Origin of the sequence: Halogeometricum limi (assembly GCF_900115785.1) — an archaeon.
Taxonomy (GTDB): domain Archaea; phylum Halobacteriota; class Halobacteria; order Halobacteriales; family Haloferacaceae; genus Halogeometricum; species Halogeometricum limi.
Map to the genome: position 1 here is coordinate 466,011 of NZ_FOYS01000002.1, position 15,878 is coordinate 481,888.

The 15,878-nt window shown below is 68.8% G+C and carries 16 protein-coding genes; 8 read left to right on the plus strand and 8 right to left on the minus strand.

Features of this window, described 5'->3' with window-relative positions; all coding sequences use genetic code 11:
• Positions 1–28 precede the first annotated feature (28 nt).
• The 3 genes from BM282_RS07305 to BM282_RS07315 are packed head-to-tail and all read right to left on the minus strand — an operon-like array spanning position 29 to position 3,007.
• Entirely contained in the window at positions 29–241 is a 213-nt protein-coding gene (locus tag BM282_RS07305; protein ID WP_089878631.1) for a hypothetical protein, read from the minus strand.
• 35 nt (positions 242–276) lie between these two features.
• Entirely contained in the window at positions 277–798 is a 522-nt protein-coding gene (locus BM282_RS07310; protein ID WP_089878634.1) for a macro domain-containing protein, read from the minus strand.
• Positions 799–841: 43 nt separating this feature from the next.
• Entirely contained in the window at positions 842–3,007 is a 2,166-nt protein-coding gene (locus BM282_RS07315; protein ID WP_089878637.1) for a S9 family peptidase, read from the minus strand.
• Between the two features lie 96 nt (positions 3,008–3,103).
• On the opposite strand from BM282_RS07315, the gene BM282_RS07320 reads away from it, so the two are divergent.
• From BM282_RS07320 to BM282_RS07340, 5 genes are all read left to right on the plus strand, one after another.
• A complete protein-coding gene (locus tag BM282_RS07320) occupies positions 3,104–3,955 on the plus strand; it encodes an inositol monophosphatase family protein (protein WP_089878640.1) in 852 nt (283 codons plus the stop codon).
• A 167-nt stretch (positions 3,956–4,122) separates the two neighbouring features.
• Positions 4,123–4,794 carry a YqjF family protein gene (locus tag BM282_RS07325; RefSeq protein WP_245758326.1) on the plus strand — a complete coding sequence of 224 codons (672 nt, stop codon included), beginning with the start codon at positions 4,123–4,125 and terminating at the stop codon, positions 4,792–4,794.
• A 72-nt stretch (positions 4,795–4,866) separates the two neighbouring features.
• Positions 4,867–5,334, plus strand: a complete 468-nt coding sequence (locus BM282_RS07330; protein ID WP_089878646.1) for a CopD family protein — start codon at positions 4,867–4,869, stop codon at positions 5,332–5,334.
• Positions 5,335–5,489: 155 nt separating this feature from the next.
• Positions 5,490–5,957: a PH domain-containing protein gene (locus BM282_RS07335; RefSeq protein WP_089878648.1), complete on the plus strand. Its 468-nt coding sequence runs from the start codon at positions 5,490–5,492 to the stop codon at positions 5,955–5,957.
• Positions 5,957–7,678, plus strand: coding sequence for a PH domain-containing protein (locus tag BM282_RS07340; protein ID WP_089878651.1), 1,722 nt, complete (start codon positions 5,957–5,959; stop codon positions 7,676–7,678). Before BM282_RS07335 ends, BM282_RS07340 begins: the two co-directional genes overlap by 1 nt.
• 1 nt (position 7,679) lies before the next feature.
• Here BM282_RS07340 and BM282_RS07345 read toward each other — a convergent pair whose 3' ends face one another.
• Positions 7,680–8,039, minus strand: coding sequence for a VOC family protein (locus BM282_RS07345; protein WP_089879494.1), 360 nt, complete (start codon positions 8,037–8,039; stop codon positions 7,680–7,682).
• Between the two features lie 79 nt (positions 8,040–8,118).
• Between BM282_RS07345 and BM282_RS07350 the strand changes: the two genes are divergently transcribed.
• Positions 8,119–8,763 carry a carbonic anhydrase gene (locus BM282_RS07350; protein ID WP_089878653.1) on the plus strand — a complete coding sequence of 215 codons (645 nt, stop codon included), beginning with the start codon at positions 8,119–8,121 and terminating at the stop codon, positions 8,761–8,763.
• Between the two features lie 73 nt (positions 8,764–8,836).
• Here the strand turns inward: BM282_RS07350 and BM282_RS07355 are convergent, their stop codons facing one another.
• From BM282_RS07355 to BM282_RS07370, 4 genes are all read right to left on the minus strand, one after another.
• Entirely contained in the window at positions 8,837–11,263 is a 2,427-nt protein-coding gene (locus BM282_RS07355; protein WP_089878655.1) for a DUF2309 domain-containing protein, read from the minus strand.
• Positions 11,256–12,737, minus strand: coding sequence for a proton-conducting transporter transmembrane domain-containing protein (locus tag BM282_RS07360; RefSeq protein ID WP_089878659.1), 1,482 nt, complete (start codon positions 12,735–12,737; stop codon positions 11,256–11,258). The genes BM282_RS07355 and BM282_RS07360 overlap by 8 nt, the downstream gene beginning before the upstream one ends.
• A gap of 284 nt (positions 12,738–13,021) precedes the next feature.
• On the minus strand, positions 13,022–13,498 hold the full coding sequence (locus BM282_RS07365; protein ID WP_089878661.1) for an Lrp/AsnC family transcriptional regulator: 477 nt from the start codon (positions 13,496–13,498) through the stop codon (positions 13,022–13,024).
• A 63-nt stretch (positions 13,499–13,561) separates the two neighbouring features.
• On the minus strand, positions 13,562–14,218 hold the full coding sequence (locus tag BM282_RS07370; RefSeq protein ID WP_089878664.1) for a bifunctional 4-hydroxy-2-oxoglutarate aldolase/2-dehydro-3-deoxy-phosphogluconate aldolase: 657 nt from the start codon (positions 14,216–14,218) through the stop codon (positions 13,562–13,564).
• 174 nt (positions 14,219–14,392) lie between these two features.
• On the opposite strand from BM282_RS07370, the gene BM282_RS07375 reads away from it, so the two are divergent.
• Together BM282_RS07375 and BM282_RS07380 are read left to right on the plus strand one after the other, a co-directional pair.
• Positions 14,393–15,475, plus strand: a complete 1,083-nt coding sequence (locus BM282_RS07375) for a S1C family serine protease (protein WP_089878667.1) — start codon at positions 14,393–14,395, stop codon at positions 15,473–15,475.
• Between the two features lie 40 nt (positions 15,476–15,515).
• Positions 15,516–15,860 (plus strand): hypothetical protein, encoded by a 345-nt coding sequence (locus BM282_RS07380; protein WP_089878669.1) that lies wholly within the window; start codon positions 15,516–15,518, stop codon positions 15,858–15,860.
• Positions 15,861–15,878 lie beyond the last annotated feature (18 nt).

Here is a 15,878-nt window from a genome sequence, read left to right on the forward strand (position 1 = left end):
TCCGTCCCGTCGGAGTGAACCGTCTCGCTTAGGTCTCGTCACCGTCGCTGACCTGTTCGTGCGTGTGATGGTAGAAGCGGACGTGCGCCCGGCCGTCGAGCGTCACGGGGTCGAAACACACCCTGCGGTACATCTCGTTGTCGAGGAGGTTGACCATCAGTCCGGCGTCGTGTTCGGAGATGGAGTCGTAATCGACGCCGCACACCGGGCACGCGGCGGGGGCGTCGTCTGGCACGCGCATCGACCGAACTGTAGGACCGGAGACGAAAAAGTCGTTCAGTCGCCGCCGGTCCTGTCGCGAACCTCGTTCGCGACGCGCTCGACCGTCTCGAACTCCGCCTCGTCGTAGGCGACGAACCGGACGTCCGAGAGCGACTCGGGCCGGTAGGCGTCGATGGTCTCGCAGACGATGCGCGCGCCGTCTTCGAGCGGGAACCCGGCGACGCCGCACCCGAGTGCCGGAATCACGAGCGACTCACACCCGAGCTCGTCGGCGCGTTCGAGACTGTGTCGCGTGGCGTCGCGGATGCTCTCTGCGGTCGCCTCTGCGTCGCCGTAGTGCGGCATCGCGGCGGCGTGAATCACCCAGTCGGCGTCGAGTTCGAACGCTTCCGTCACCGCCACCGACCCGAGGTCTATCGGCCCCTGTCCCGCCGCCGCCTCGTTCAGTTCGGGACCGCCCCGACGCCTGAGGGCACCGGCGACGCCCGACCCCATCCGGAGACTCGTGCGGGCGGCGTTCACGAGGACGTCGGCGGACTGCTGTGCAATGTCACCGTGGACCACGCGAAACTCCATGGGTCACGTTCGTCTCCGAGGCGGAAAAGAACGGGTCTGAAAGCTACCGGTCGTCCGCCTCGCCGTCAGTCTCTCTCGCCGGGTCGTGTCGCTCGTACCACGCCGTAATCTCGTCGAGGCGGTGAATCGCTCGCTCGGGAGCGCCGATGTTGTGGTGTTCGTCCGGGTAGAGAACGAACCGCGCGTCCACGCCCTCGCTCTTGGCGCTCACGTACAACTGCTCGGACTGCGACGGCGGACAGCGCCAGTCCTCGCCGCCGGCCACGACGAGCAACGGGGTTCGGAGCGCCCCGACGTCACGAATCGCCGACGACGCGTCGTACGCTTCGGGGTTCTCCCACGGGACGCCGTACTCGTTCTCGGCCCAGACGTGGCTGTCGTCCGTCCCGTACGCCGACCGGAGGTCGTACAGGCCGTGTTCGGGCGCGGCGGCGGCGAACAGGTCGGGTTCTCGCGTGACGAGAAACCCCTGCGCGATGCCGCCGTACGAGAATCCGTGGCCGAAGACGCGGTCCTCGTCGGCCCACCCGCGGGCGACGAGTTCGCGCGCGCCGGCCGCGATGTCGTCCACCTCGACGGTGCCCCACCGACCGCGGAGGGCCTCGGAGAAGTCGCGTCCGTACGACGACCCGCCGCGGTAGTTCGGACGGAAGACGAGGTAGCCCCGCGAGGTGAACACCGCGTGGTCGAAGCGGAACTCGGGTTCGTCGTAGGAGACGGGGCCGCCGTGGATGGCGACGACGACTGGAAGCGACCCCTCGCCGTCCGTATCCGAATCCGCATCCGCGTCCGTTCCCTCGAAGTCGAACGACGGGGGCGCGTAGACGACGCCGTCCACGTCGACGCCGTCGCTGTCGTACGTGACGCGACGGACCTGCGGCATCTCGTACCGGTCTCTGAACTCGGCGTTCACGTCGGTCAGGCGCGTGAGTTCGGCGTCCGGGTCGGAATCGGTGTGCGACCCCGAGTCGTCGAGCGAGCCGAGTTCGAGAGCGTAGAGGTCCGCGCCCTCGCTCGGGTGCGAGAGGTGGACGACGGCGGTGTCCTCGGCCACGTCGAGCATCGTGCAGGCTCTCTTCTCTCCTTGCGCCTCGAACACGCGTTCGGGGTCGTCCTCGCCCGCGAGGAAGCGGACGGGGCGCGTCTTCCCATCGTCGCCGACCAGCGCGTAGAGCGTGTCGCCGTCGACCCACACCGGTTCCGCGCCGCGGGCCAGCGTCCGGTCTAAGGACGCGGACGCACTCTCGTACGCGTCTCCGTCGGCGTCCACGCTGGTGACGTGCAGTTGCGTCGGGATGCACCAGTTCTCGGGGTCGCCGCCCGCGAACGCCAGTCTGTCGCCGTCGGGCGACCACCGCGGCGCGGACGCGCCGAGTTCGCCGTCGGTGTGTCGGCGTTTGTCGGTGCCGTCCGGTCGGACGGAGTACACGTCTCGCGCAATCGTCGCGTCCGCGTCCTCGCCTTCGTACGCCGTGTAGGCGATTCGGCCCGACGGGCCCCATCGGGGGTCCATCCCCGCGAGAGCGTGGAACGCGCCGCCGCCCCGGGCGTCGTCGAGTCGGTCCGATTCGCCCGTTTCGGCGTCCACGACGAACAGATACGTCGTCACCGTGTCCAGATAGCCCTTGCCGTCGAGTTTGTGCTGGAAGCGTTCGGTCTCGACGGGGCCGCCGTCGCGCCTGTCGTCGAGGTACGCCCGTTCGTCCTCGGTCGGGTCGCGCGCGGCGACGACCATCCGGTCTCCGTCGGGCGACCAGTCGAACTCGTCCGCTCCCTCCTCGAACGCCGTCACCTGCCGGGCGTCGCCGCCGCGTGCGAGGTCGAACAGCCACACCTGCGACTTCGGTTCGGCGTCGGCGTCGGTGTCTGCCCCGCCGGCGTCGGTATTTGCCTCGTCGTCCGCGTCGCCGTCGGCGGGTTCGGCGTCGTCGCGGCCGACTCGTCGTTCGAAGTCCTCTTCGCGGGCCGCGAGGAAGGCGAGTCGGTCGCCGCCGGGACTCCACGTCGGACTCGACGCCGACGAGACGCGCGTGAGCCGGTGGGGCTCCCGACTGCCGTCGGCCGGGAGGACGAACAGCGAAGCGAGTCGCTCGTCTTCGTCGGGGTCGGACTCGGCGGCGACGAACGCCACGCGGTCGCCAGACGGAGAGAGCGCGACGTCGGATATCGTCGTGAGGTCGGAGAAGGCCTCGGTGGGGACGGGTTGCATACGACGTGAACTGTCGCCTACGCGACGAAATACGTTGGGCAAGCGGAAGACCCGCGCGACCGAACGATTCTTTCCCGCAGACCGCGGAGACTGGGTATGAGCGACACCTCCACCGCGGAATCTGACGACGCCGACGACGCCGACGATAGCGGCGGCGCCACCGACGCCGATTTGCGGGCGCTGGCAGACGTCGCGACTCGCGCCGTCCACGCGGGCGGCGACTACCTCGAAGACGCCTTCCGCGACGGTCCGGTCGAGGGCGAGTACGGCACCGACGACGTGAAAGCCGCCGCCGACAGGGCCGCCGAAGAACGCGTCCTCTCGGTCCTCAGAGACGCCTATCCGGACCACGCCGTCCACGGCGAGGAGTCCGGGCGAGACGGCGACCACCGCTACGAGTGGGTGGTAGACCCCCTCGACGGCACGAACAACTTCGCCGCCGGTCTCCCATCGTTCGCCACCGCGGTCTGCGCCCTCCGCGACGGCGACCCGGTCGTCTCCGCCGTCTACGAACCCCTCCCGAACTCCACGTACGTCGCCCGCCGCGGCGGCGGGGCGACGGTGGACGGCGAACCGCTTTCGGCCGGGAGCGACGTCCCCATCGAACACGGAACCGTCTCGTTCGTCGTCGGTCTCCCGGCGGTCCGCGACCCGGAACTCGCGGCGGCGGCCGACCGAATCGAGTCGGCGCTCGAATCCAGGTGCAAGCGCGTCGTCACGACGTGGTCGCCGTGCGTCGACTGGGGACTCCTCGCTCGCGGCGGCCTCGAAGGGATGGTCTGCTTTCACCCCGACGTGTACGAACAGTACGCGGGCGAACTCCTCGCCGCGGAGAGCGGCGTCGTCTCCGCGGGGTCGGGGATGGACGGCGACGGCCTGTACGTCGGCGCGGGCGACGCGGAGACGGCGCGGACGCTCGCGGACGTCGCCGAGTCCGTCCTCGACTGACGCACGCTGGAAACCGCGGGACGCGACCGGCGGAAAGGCGCAAGTACGTCCGGTCCCGAGTTTCGGACATGGCATCCGGAGACGCTTCCGTGCGGCGTGACGAGGGAGAACCGGAGACGCGTCGCGCCTCTCGATTCTCGCTGCCCGACTTCGACGGCCTGTTGCAGATGCGGTGGCGCGACGCCCTGTTCGCCCACTGGGCGTTCGACCCCGGCGTGGTGGACGCAAACCTCCCGGCGGACGTGTCCGTCGCCACCTACGACGGCCGGGCGTGGATGGGCGTCGTCGCCTTCGTCATGGAGGATATCCGCCCCCGCGGACTCCCGTTCGGACTCTCGTTTCCGGAGTTGAACCTCAGGACGTACGTCGAACGACCGGGCGACGAAGACCACTCGGTGTACTTCTTCAACTTAGACGCCGACGACGCCCTCGGCGTCCCCGTCGCGCGACGCCTCTACTCGCTCCCGTACTACCGCGCCGACATGCGCGTGACGACGCGAGGAGACGAGGTGGAGTTCGCCAGTCACCGGACGCATCGCGGCGTCCCCCCGGCGCACTTCGACGCGACGTACCGACCGGTCGGCGAGCAGTTCACGCCCGAACCGGGGACGCTCGAACACTTCCTCACGGAGAACTACCGCTTCTACACCGCGGGCACCGACCTCTACTACGGCGACATCCGGCACACGCCGTGGCCCCTGCAGGAGGCCGAGGCGGAGATTCGGACGAACACGCTGTTCGAGGCCAGCGACTTCGACGCGCCGACGGCCGACCCGATACTGCACTACTCGCCGGGGACCGAAGTGACCGCCGGGCGCATCCACCGCGTCGGCGACTGAGGACCGGCGGCCGGACCCGAGAGAGCGACCGAAACCGTCGGGTTTGAAGCGAAGACAGTCACACGAGAGCGTATGGTAAACGTCGCACTCGACACCGCGATGACGACGATACACGTCCTCACCGGTGCCGTCTGGGTAGGAAGCGTCGTCTTCGTCGCCGGCGTCGTCCTCCCGGCCGCACTCGACGGGTCGTTGGACGCCGCACCGCTGGAGACGTTCGCCGACAGACTCGTCTACGGGTCTCGCGCCGCGTCCGTCGTGATGTTCCTCACCGGCGGCCACCTCGCCGGGTCGAAGTACACGTTCGAACTCCTCGCGAACTCGTTCCGCGGCCACCTCGTCCTCGCGATGCTCGCGCTCTGGTTCGTCCTCACGGCACTCGTCGAAGTCGGACGGAGCAGACTCGTCGACGGACTCCGAGAGAAACGCGTCCGCGGCCCCGTCAGCGACACGCGGAACCTCTTCCGCGCCGCCGCCGTCGTCGGCGTCCTCCTCCTCGTCGACGCCGGACTCCTCGCGTCGGGAATCTCGCTCTACTGAGCTGCTCGCTTCGACTCGCTCCGACTCGCCAAACTCGCCGACGCCGACCGCGCGGCCACACCTATTTATCACCGGCGAAGAAAATTCTCCACCATGAAGCCGACCGACTCCGCTCGGGCGTCACGTTCGTCGACCGCCTCGCCGTCACGCCACCGATGAACCGGCTCGACCCGCGCGTGCAACTCATCTGGGTCGGGAGCGCCGCCGTCTCGGCACTCGTCGTCGGGGGAATACTGTTTGCCGTCGTCAGGGTGTTCTCTCCGCCGTTCGTCCCCGCGTGGACGCCGTACGCCGTCGCCGGCGGACTGTTCGTCCTCGGCGCACTCCTCGCCGTCGCGCGCTACCGGGCGTGGGGGTACGAGGTCAGAGACGACTCGCTGTACCTCGAACGCGGCGTCTTCACGCAGGTCCGGACCGTCGTCCCGTTCGTCCGCATCCAGCACGTCGACTCCTCGCGCGGCCCCCTCGAACGCGTCGTCGGACTCGCGAGCACCGTCGTCTACACCGCCGGGTCGCGGGGTGCCGACGTGGCGGTTCCGGGACTGGCGGGCGACGGCGCGGACGAACTCCGCGAACGACTGAAGCGCCTCGCGATTCGCTCCGAGGGTGACGACGCCGTCTGATGCCCGCACGACGCCTCTCTCCCCTGTCGGTCCCCTACCGGGTCGTCCAACGCGGCGGGAGCATCGTCGCCGCTCTCGCGTTCGCCCTCGCGACGGGCGGGTTCAGCCTCCCCGTCGTGGGTCTGGCGGGACCGCTCGCGCTCGTCGGCCTCGCGAGCCTCGTCGCCGTCGTCTTCGTCGCCTACGAACTCGCCTACTACCGCCGGTTCTCCTACGAACTCACCCCGGACACGCTCGACATCGAGTCGGGCGTCTTCGCCCGCCGGAACCGCGAGATTCCGCTCCGCCGCGTCCAGAACGTCGATATCTCGCGCAACGTCCTCCAGCGAGCGGTCGGTCTCTCCGCCGTCGCCTTCGAGACAGCGGGCGGAACGGAGACGGAGGCGAGTCTCCGATTCGTCTCCTTCGACGAGGCGAAACGCCTCCAGCGAGAGCTCGGACGCCTGAAACGCGGCGACGCGGTCGGTGAGGAGAGCGAGGAACCGACGTCGGAGACGCTCTTCGAACTCGACGGCCGCGAACTCGCCATCCTCGGTGCGCTCTCGTTCGACTTCCGCGTTCCCGGCGTCCTCTTCCTGTTCTTCTCGGGGTCGTTCACCCTCGTCACCTCCTACTTCCCGGACAGCATGGGTCCGCTCGTCGCCGTCCTCGGGGTGGCCGTCCTCGTCGTCGCCGCCGTCCTCGTCTCGTGGGTGGCCGGGGCGGTAGTCGCCGTCGTCAACTACTACGGTTTCAGGCTGGTCCGGTCGGCCGACGAACTCCAGTACGAACGCGGGTTGCTCCAGCGCTACGACGGGTCGATTCCGTTCGACAAAGTGCAGACGCTCACCATCGAGGACAACCCGCTGAAGCGCTGGACCGGGTACGCGACGCTCCTCGTGGAGACGGCGGGGTACGCGCCCGGACAGGGAGAGTCGTCGTCGCGCGGGTCCGAGGCGGCCGTCCCCATCGCCAGTCGCGAACGCGTCGAACGCCTCGTGAACGACGTCGAACCGGTGGGGACGCCCGACTTCCGCCGTCCGCCGAAGCGAACGCGCCGCCGGTACGTCGCCCGGTACAGCATCGTCATCGGCGTCGTGACGGCCATCGCGTACAGCGCGGAGTTCTTCCTCGTCGACGGATTCCCGTGGTACGCACCGCTGGCACTGCTCCCCGTCGCCGCCGTCGGCGCGCACTACAAGTGGAAGCACCGCGGCTACTGGCTCGGCGAGAACCACGTCGTCACCCGGAACGGCGTCTTCAAACGGCAGGTGAAGGTGGTGCCGTACTACCGTATCCAGACGGTCATCGACACCCGGACGGTGTTCCAGCGTCGCCTCCGCCTCGCCACCGTCACCGTCGACACCGCCGGGTCGCTCTCGCTGGGCGGGCAGGACGCCGCCGCAGTCGACATCGACGCCGCCGACGCCGACAGCCTCCGCGACGAGTTAGAGGAACGACTCCGCATCGCCGTCGCGGCGCACCGGCAGGGACGCGTCGGCATCGGCGTTGACGACGAACCGCAGGTGACGGAGTTGGTCGACGAGGGTGGACGAAGCAGAGACGACGAGCGCGAAGCGCCGCCCGAGAACGGTGACGGCACGAGCGAAGAGACGCCGACGGACGGCGAAGACGGCGATACTGACGACGCGAACGAGAACGCCGACGACGCGGACCCGTTCGTCTGGGGGGAGACCAGAGACGAGAGCGACGGAAGCGACAGGGGCGGAGACGAGACCTGACTCAGAGCGGGTCGGCCACGTCGTGTCGGAACGTCTGGAACTCGACGGTCCGGCCGTCCGGGTCGGCGGCGAAGAACTGGTAGATGTCGTAGCGTTCGTTCTCGTGCGGGTCCTCTCGGGCGGCGTCGCCGACGCGTTCGTGCATCGCGTCCACCTCCTCGGCCGTGTCGTAGACGAACGTGACGATGCCCTCCGACTCCGTCTCCTCGCCGTCGCAGAACCCGAACAGCATGTTCCCGTGTTTGAGGATGGTACAGTCCGGTTGTTCGAGATACAGTTCGGCACCGACGCGGTCGGTGTAGAACGCCGTCGTCGCCTCGCGGTTCGTCGTCCGGAAGAAGACGATGCCTCCTGCGGTCATGGCCGGACTCTCGGCCGAGGCGAGCAAAGAGCTGTCGAGTTCCACCCGATTCATACCCACGAAGCGCCTTCGAACACGCATGGACGCACTCGAACGGCTCATCGACGGCAACGGCGAACACGTCGCCCGCCTTCGCCACGACCACTTCGAGGGGGTCCGCGACGGACAGGACCCGGACGTCGTCTCGGTGTCGTGTTCGGACTCCCGCGTCCCCGCGGAGAGCGTGTGGAACGCTCGCGCGAACGGTGACCTGTTTACCAGCGTCAATCTCGGCAACCAGGTCTGGACCGATATCGACGGCGAACGCGTCGTCAACGAAACCGTCGGGTACGCGGTGTCGGTACTGAACGTGGACCTCGTCGTCGTCCTCGGCCACACCGGCTGTGGTGCCGTGGCGGCCGCGTACGAGGCCGTGACGGGTGGCGACGGCGTGAAGTCGCTGCCGCCGGCCGTCGAGGCGGCCGTCGAACGACTCGTGCCCATCGTCGGGTCCGCGCGCGAGGAGGGCGTGTTCGACGCCGACACCCCGCACCGCCTCGCGGTGAACCGGCTGGTCGTGCGAGCCGTCAGCGAACAGGTGCAGTTCCTCGTCGACGACTGCGCCGTTCCGGCGGACGTGACCGTCGCCGGCTTCGTGTACGACTTCCAGCGAGCCTACGGCGACGAGGACGGGGCGGCGTACCTCGTCTCGCTGGACGGCGAAACGCCGCCTGACCCGCTGTGAGCGGACTCGGTCCCGCTGGTTCCCGGTCGGTCGTGCCGGTGTACGAAGGTCCGGTCGGACGTCCCGCGGCGACTCAGTCCTCGGCCACGGACAACGCCACCGGGTGGCTGTCCTCCGTGAGCGTGCGTTGCGTCGCGTCCGCCGGACGCCAGTCCAGGCCGGCGACGTACCGGAACGCCTCGTGGTCGCGCGTGGGGTCGACGACGGTCAGCGAGAGCCACCCGTTGTCGAGCAGGTCGGTGACGTGGTCGTTGTCGGACAGGACGTCAGTCACCCGGTCGACGGGCGCGTGAATCACGGTCGATAGCCGCAACGGCTGGTGGTACGGCACGTCGTCGTCGGCGAGCACGGACTGGAGCGGGAGCCCGGTCATCAGGTCGCCGCCGTTGCCCTGGTACACGCCGACGTTCCCCACGGGATTGTGGGTGACCTTCGACCCGCTGCCGTAGACATCGTTGTCCACCGTCGCGAAGTAGTACTGGCTGTTGATCCACTGTGTGACCACCATGGGGCCGCCCACGATGGCCGCCAGCGCTTCGCCGTCCGGGTCGGTCCTCCAATCGTACGAGTGCAGGAACGAGCGACCGCCCAAGTCAATCCCCTCGGTGAGGTCGCGGGGGCCGACGACGAACGACGCGTTGCCCGCGAGACCCCACTCGGGGCGCGTCTCCGCCCAGTCGGCGGCCCGGCGTTCGGCCTCGCGGACGCCCGACGCGTCGGAGTCCGTGGTGTCGACGCGTTCCTCGGCCGCGGCGCGGCGCGCCGTTTCGAGGTCGGAACGGAGCTGCTCGACGTCTTCGTCGTGGCTCGCGGGCACGTCACCGGCGTAGAGGGTCACCTCGTCGGTCGTCGTGTTGTGTTCGCCGGCTACGAAGACGGTGTCCTCGGGGACGTCGATGCCCCGGTCGCGGAGTCCCTCCTTGACGGCCGGTTCGTTACAGATGGCCGCGAGGACGCGAGCGCTCGGCCCGCCGGGGTTCCCGGCGCAGGCACCGCAGTCGAGGCTGGACGAGAACGGGTTGTTCGCCGTCTGTCCGGCGTGGCCGACGAAGGCCACGAGTCGCCCGAACTGCGTCCACCCCATCGACTCGAACGCGTCCGCAGCGTACTCTATCTGCTCGCCCGTCGTCATCCCGCTCGGGAGTCCGTCGCCGTCGGCCGCGTCCCTATGAATGTCCGGCGCGCAGAACTCGTGCGCGCTCGGCGAGCGTTTCCGAGCCGCGTCGTGGGTGTCGTACACGAGGTTCGGCAGGAGGGTCCGAACCGTCAGCGCCGCCCCGTAGGCGACGCCCGTGCTCTCGACGAAACTAAACGCCGTCGAGACGTTCGACTTGAGCGAACCGACGACGTCCTCCCACGCGTCCCGGGCCCGGGACCAGCGGTCGTGACGCTCCCGAAACTCGCGGTCGTCGCCCGTCGGCCGGTCCGTGACGTGGTGCCGAGCGTCGACAATCGGCGGACAGGCGTCGACGGAGACGTCGGAGTCGTACCCCTCGAAGCGCATCGGGACGCCGAAGAACCCCGCGTAGCCGTGGGTCTCGTAGGCCCCCGTCGATTCGAGGTGCCGGCGGATGACCTCCGAACGGGTGTCGATACAGAAGACGAGCTGCGCGGCGGGACGCTCGTCGTCCTTGGCATCGTCCAGCGTCTGACTCGCGTCCGCGACGGCCGTGACCAGTTCGCGGCGGTACGTCGCCTCCCACGCGGTCAGCCAAACCTCCGGGAGAGAGTTCGCGTCGTCGTCTCGGCCGTCGGCGTCGGCCGCGAACTCCGGCGGCGGCGCGACCGGTGCGCCGAACCGGTCCGCCAACGCGAGACGGACCGCGAGGTACCCCTCGAGCGATATCGGGTGGGCGGACTGCCACTCGCCGCCGTCGTCGATGCGCTGCTTCAGGAATCCGGTCCAACCGGGGAGGGCAACGAGGTGGTACTCGAACAGCTCCGCGAGGCGGTCCGTCGGGTGGCCGTCGACGTAGCGTTCGATAGCCTCGACGGGGTCCTCCGGAAGGGTGGCGAGCGCCTCCCGGTCGGGGATGTCGCGGTCGTACTGGGCCATCGCGCGGAAACAGCCGTAGAAGCCGCGTTCGCGGTTCGGCATCGACCACTTCGCCCGGCCGTGGTCGAGGAAGCCCGCAAGCCACTTCGCCAGCACCTGGTCCACGTCGGGCGTCGCCGTCCCCTCGCCGTCCGCCGGCGTCGCCGCGGACTCCATCCGCGTCAAGAGCGCTTCGGGGTCGGCGTCGTAGCCGTGGTTGGCCAGTTCCGACGTCAGGAGCTCCCGGTCGATCTGTCCAGCCTCCAGCGCCCGGCGGAACACGGCGGCACTGGGATAGCCGTCACCGCCGAACAACCGCGACCCGTGCGCCACCGCCTCCTCGAACGGGCGGTCTTCGAACCCGGCGAGCGGGTTGGCCGTCACGAACGAGTGGAGCGGCCAGACAGAGCCGACCGAGTTCGACGCCTGCTGTATCGCCTCGCTCACTGCCCGCTCGTTACTCATCGGACACCTCCGCGGGAGAGACCACGGTCGCAGCCGGTAGCCGCATCGCGTTCGTCAGTTCGACGTACAACCGGTCACTCCGCTGGAGGACCCCGGTTTCGACGCCGACGTACGCGAGGAGGAACGCGACGGCGACGGCGACGTGGAGCGGCGTCATCGCGACCGTCGCCTCCATGGCGGGTGCCGTCCGGAGTAGCTCCTTGACGAGACCGTAGACCCCCGCGTAGATGAGGATTGCCGGGAAGAACGTCAGCGGAACCGCGACGTACCGGAGCAACGCGGGGAGCGACGTCCGGCGGACCACGTTCTGCGTCGCGTGCAGCGTCGTCAGGACGACGAGAAGAACCAGTACCTGCCCGCCGCTGGTGGCCGCCTCGCCCGTGAGGAACGCGAACAGCGCGCCGCCCCCGAGCGCCGTCGCGACGGCCACCGCCGCGCCGAGTCCGGACCACCCGGCGGAGTCGGAAGCCGGCGTCGGACTCGTGTGCTCTACGCTATCGCCAGAGGAGAGGAACTGGTACCCTTTGTAGAAGCCGTGGAGGATGAGGTGAGCGATGGCGGCCCCGAAGAAGCCGAGGCCGACCTGCAGTATCATGAAACCCATCTGACCGACCGTCGAACAGCCGAGCTGGCGTTTGACGGCAGGCTCGACCGATTTCATCAACTTTCCCAGCAGCGCGCTCGTCGCCGCGACGACGACGACGAGCGAGAGGAACCACACCTCGGCGGTGACGACCGGCGCGAAGCGCACCAGAAGGATACCGCCGGCGTTGACGAACCCGGCGTGCATCAGCGCCGAGGCCGGTGTCGGAGCAGTCATCGACGAGAGGAGCCACCCGTGAAACGGCACGAGTGCGGACTGAATCATCGCCGCCAGGAGCAACGCCCCGGAGACGAGCAGTACCGTCGCGGCGTCGAGCGTCTCGACGGCCGCAGAAAGCTCCGAGACGCGCGTCGCACCCGTCGCCGACCACAGCGTCAGGAGCGCGGCGGTCAACAGGGTGCTGCTCCCGAGGAAGTACCGCCGTGCGGACTTCCCGGCGGCCCGCGCCTGGGGCCACTCGCGAACGTACCCTATCAGGTCGGCCATCAGGAGCCCCATCGCGGTCCAGGCGGCTGCGAACAGTATGACGTGGTCGGCCGCGACCAGGAGCGCGACGGAGAGCGTGAACGCGAACGTCCGAGTGAAGAACCGAGTGATGTCCCGACTCCCCGCCATGTACCGGCGGGAGTAGCTGTGGACGATACCGCTGATGAACGTGACCACCGTCCACAGCAGTAGCGTCAGGCCGTCGACGACGAGGAGGTCGGACGGGGTCCACGACGCGCCGGTCCACAGCCGTGCGGCCAACGCGGCGGCGCTCGCCAGCCACAGAAGCCACACCAGTCGCGTCAGCAGTACCGGGACTAGTGGCGTCGATGCGGTCGTCTTCGGGTACTGTCCTACGGTCTTCCGCGGGTCGTGTTGTCCCATTATGTGAACGGTCCTTGCCCGGCCACCGGCGGCCGCCCCATATCGGCGGCCGGGCTATCACCTGCAATGAGAACGATATCGTTGATAAGGGTTCCTATACGAACAAATTGTTCGCAAAAATTCCAATCGGGACCATATCGTTCTCGTTCTACCGAAGCCGTCGAACACGGGAACGCCCCCGCTGGCGGTGCGCGAACGGCGGGTAGCGAACGAGCGGGAGAAGCGGGTGCTGTCGAAGTCGGTGGGATGGTCCGCACCGTCCGACTCGGGCGGGTGTGGTTGCGCTACTGCTCGTCGGCGCTGTCGGGGTCGAACCCGCTGAACGGCGCCGTCTCGTGACTCCGCACGAGCACTTCGTCGGCGACGGTGACTCCCATATCGATGAGTCGCTGCGCGACGGGTGTGACGTCCTCGTCGGACTCGCCGACGGCGGTGACGAGCAGATTCTCCTCCCCCGTGACCAACTCCTGTACGGACACGACGCCCTCGACGTCCAGAATCTGCGGGGCGAGCGCGCCGCGTTCCCCGATGGGGGCGGTGCAGAAGAGCAGCATGCGAAGGGGATACCCGGATTTCTGGTAGTCGACTTCGGCGCTGTATCCCTTGATGATTCCCATCGATTCGAGCCGTCCGATTCGCTTGCGGACGGTGCTGTCGGAGGCTCCCGCCCGCTCGGCGATGTCACCCGACGAGAGGCTCCGAGCATCTTCTTGGAGCGCGTGGAGGATGGCCCGGTCCACGTCGTCGATATCCTCGACCATAGGGGATATGTTACTCGTCCGGAGCAAAGGCGCTTCCCCTCCGAGGCGGCACGGGAACCGCGTTTACCGTCGCGCGTCGTCGATGACCTGCGTGAACTCGCGGGCCGTCTCGGTTATCGACTCGAAGTCGCCCGCTTCGATGGCGTCGCCGTCCATGATGGCGCTTCCCGCGCCGACGACGGCGGCACCCGCCTCGACGTAGTCGGCGACGTTGTCGATGTCGATACCGCCCGTCGGCATCAGCGGAATCTGCGGGAGCGGTCCTTTGATGCTGGAGAGATGCTTCGGCCCCATCACCGACGCGGGGAACACCTTCACCATGTCCGCGCCCGCTTCGTAGGCGTTCACGGCCTCCGTGGGCGTGAGGATGCCCGGTGCGACGATAGTTCCGTAGCGGTTACACGTCTCGACGACGCCGGGGTCGAAGTTCGGGCCGACGACGAACTCCGCGCCGTTCATGATGCTCGCGCGGGCCGTCTCGCTGTCCAGCACCGTCCCCGCGCCGACGATGGCCTCGTCCTCGGAGAACGACGCGGACACCTCGCTGATGAGGTCCATCGCGTCGGGGTTGTCCGCGGTTATCTCGTACGCCGTGACGCCGCCGTCGTTCAGCGCCTGCGCCACCTCGATGATGGTGTCGGCGTCCGCGCCGCGCATCACCGCGACGACGCCGCTGTCTACCAATCGCTGCATATCCGCGTGAGCATCGAGCGTAACCATCTCACTCACGAATCGCGCGGCACGAGTAATAAACACCGGCGACACCGACACCGCTCGCCGTTCCCGACCGGCGGCCCCGAACCGTCCGCTCTACCCGTAGTGTGACAACTCGCGACACGGATATATACGTCCGACACTTACCTCGGGTAAGCGACCCGTGAGTGGTCGCACACCATGCACGCAGACATCGATTTCGAGCAGTTGTACCGCGACGTGATTCCGTCCGTCGTCTCGCTGTACGTCGGCCGCCGCGCGCCGGGCGTCGGCGCGGGGTCGGGGTTCGTCTACGACGACCACCACGTCGTGACGAACCACCACGTCGTCGACGGCGTCGAGGAGGTCGAACTCCGGTTCGCCGACGGGTCGTGGGCCATCGGCGAGGTGGTCGGCACGGACGCCTACACCGACCTGGCCGTCGTCGCCGTCGACGAGATGCCCGCGGCGGCGACGCCGTTGCCCGTCGCCCCCGAGAACCCCCTCCCCGGACGCCCCGTCGCCGCCCTCGGAAACCCCCTCGGACTGGACGGCTCTATCACCGCGGGTATCGTCTCCGGCGCGAACCGGTCGATGCCGACCTCCGGCGGGTTCGCCATCCCCGACGTGGTGCAGACGGACGCACCCATCAACCCCGGTAACTCCGGCGGACCGCTCGTCGCCGTCTACGCCGACGAGAACGACGAGGGCAAGACGACCCAGCGGTACGAGGTGGTCGGTGTCAACCGCGCGCGACAGGGCGACAACATCGGGTTCGCCGTCTCGCCCACCATCGTCGAACGCGTCGTTCCGACGCTCGTCGCCCTCGGGCGCTACCCCCACTCGTACCTCCGGGCGCGGACGCTGGACGTGACGCCGACGGTGGCGGAAGCGAACGGACTGGACGACCCTCGGGGCGTCCTCGTCGTGGACGTGGCGGAGGGACCGCGCGGCGGAGACGGCCTCCGAGGGTCGCGCGAGACGCGCACCGTTCGCGGCCAGCGCATCCCCGTCGGCGGCGACATCATCGTCGGTATCGGCGGACGCGAACTCCGCTCGCACGAGGAACTGATGCGCTATCTCATCACGGAGACGCACCCCGGCGAACCCGTCGACGTCGAGGTGATTCGCAACGCGTCGCCGACGACGCTCACCGTCGTCCTCGACGAACGCCCGGCCGTCGAACGGTCACCCGGCCATCGCGTCCGCCGGCGCGACGGCCGCGGACCGGGGGAAACGCCGGGAGAGGGCGACGACGAGGGAACCGACATCCCGATTCGCTGAGGACGGTAGCGTCAAGTCGCCGCTCTCCGAAGCACCGCCGATGCCCACGCTGTTCGGTCGGCCCGTCAACCGTGGCCGACTCGTTCTCTCCGCGCTGATGGCCCTCGGGATGGCCGCCGTCCTCTCGCAGACGCCCGGCGTCTCGCTCCCGTTCGTCGCCGTCACCGCCTCCTTCGTCCTCGTTTTCGCCGCCGGGTCGCTGGCGGGCGTCACCGACACCGCGGCGTGGCGACTCGCCCTCGCTCTCTGCGTCTCCCTGTTCGGCCTGCTGTCGTACCTCGACGGACAGCAGACGCTCCCGACGCTGCTTCTGGTCTGCGTGTTCCCGCTGACTCTCGTTCTCGTCCTGCGACGGCGGGGACGACAGAGCCGACGGAGGCGGTGACTCGGGACGTCGGAACGC

What these genes read in the sequence shown, in the direction of transcription:
- BM282_RS07305 (WP_089878631.1), bottom strand. Translation starts at nt 241, where the DNA reads ATGCGCGTGCCAGACGACGCCCCCGCCGCGTGCCCGGTGTGCGGCGTC.
- BM282_RS07310 (WP_089878634.1), bottom strand. Translation starts at nt 798, where the DNA reads ATGGAGTTTCGCGTGGTCCACGGTGACATTGCACAGCAGTCCGCCGAC.
- BM282_RS07315 (WP_089878637.1), bottom strand. Translation starts at nt 3,007, where the DNA reads ATGCAACCCGTCCCCACCGAGGCCTTCTCCGACCTCACGACGATATCC.
- BM282_RS07320 (WP_089878640.1), top strand. Translation starts at nt 3,104, where the DNA reads ATGAGCGACACCTCCACCGCGGAATCTGACGACGCCGACGACGCCGAC.
- BM282_RS07325 (WP_245758326.1), top strand. Translation starts at nt 4,123, where the DNA reads ATGCGGTGGCGCGACGCCCTGTTCGCCCACTGGGCGTTCGACCCCGGC.
- BM282_RS07330 (WP_089878646.1), top strand. Translation starts at nt 4,867, where the DNA reads ATGGTAAACGTCGCACTCGACACCGCGATGACGACGATACACGTCCTC.
- BM282_RS07335 (WP_089878648.1), top strand. Translation starts at nt 5,490, where the DNA reads ATGAACCGGCTCGACCCGCGCGTGCAACTCATCTGGGTCGGGAGCGCC.
- BM282_RS07340 (WP_089878651.1), top strand. Translation starts at nt 5,957, where the DNA reads ATGCCCGCACGACGCCTCTCTCCCCTGTCGGTCCCCTACCGGGTCGTC.
- BM282_RS07345 (WP_089879494.1), bottom strand. Translation starts at nt 8,039, where the DNA reads ATGACCGCAGGAGGCATCGTCTTCTTCCGGACGACGAACCGCGAGGCG.
- BM282_RS07350 (WP_089878653.1), top strand. Translation starts at nt 8,119, where the DNA reads ATGGACGCACTCGAACGGCTCATCGACGGCAACGGCGAACACGTCGCC.
- BM282_RS07355 (WP_089878655.1), bottom strand. Translation starts at nt 11,263, where the DNA reads ATGAGTAACGAGCGGGCAGTGAGCGAGGCGATACAGCAGGCGTCGAAC.
- BM282_RS07360 (WP_089878659.1), bottom strand. Translation starts at nt 12,737, where the DNA reads ATGGGACAACACGACCCGCGGAAGACCGTAGGACAGTACCCGAAGACG.
- BM282_RS07365 (WP_089878661.1), bottom strand. Translation starts at nt 13,498, where the DNA reads ATGGTCGAGGATATCGACGACGTGGACCGGGCCATCCTCCACGCGCTC.
- BM282_RS07370 (WP_089878664.1), bottom strand. Translation starts at nt 14,218, where the DNA reads ATGGTTACGCTCGATGCTCACGCGGATATGCAGCGATTGGTAGACAGC.
- BM282_RS07375 (WP_089878667.1), top strand. Translation starts at nt 14,393, where the DNA reads ATGCACGCAGACATCGATTTCGAGCAGTTGTACCGCGACGTGATTCCG.
- BM282_RS07380 (WP_089878669.1), top strand. Translation starts at nt 15,516, where the DNA reads ATGCCCACGCTGTTCGGTCGGCCCGTCAACCGTGGCCGACTCGTTCTC.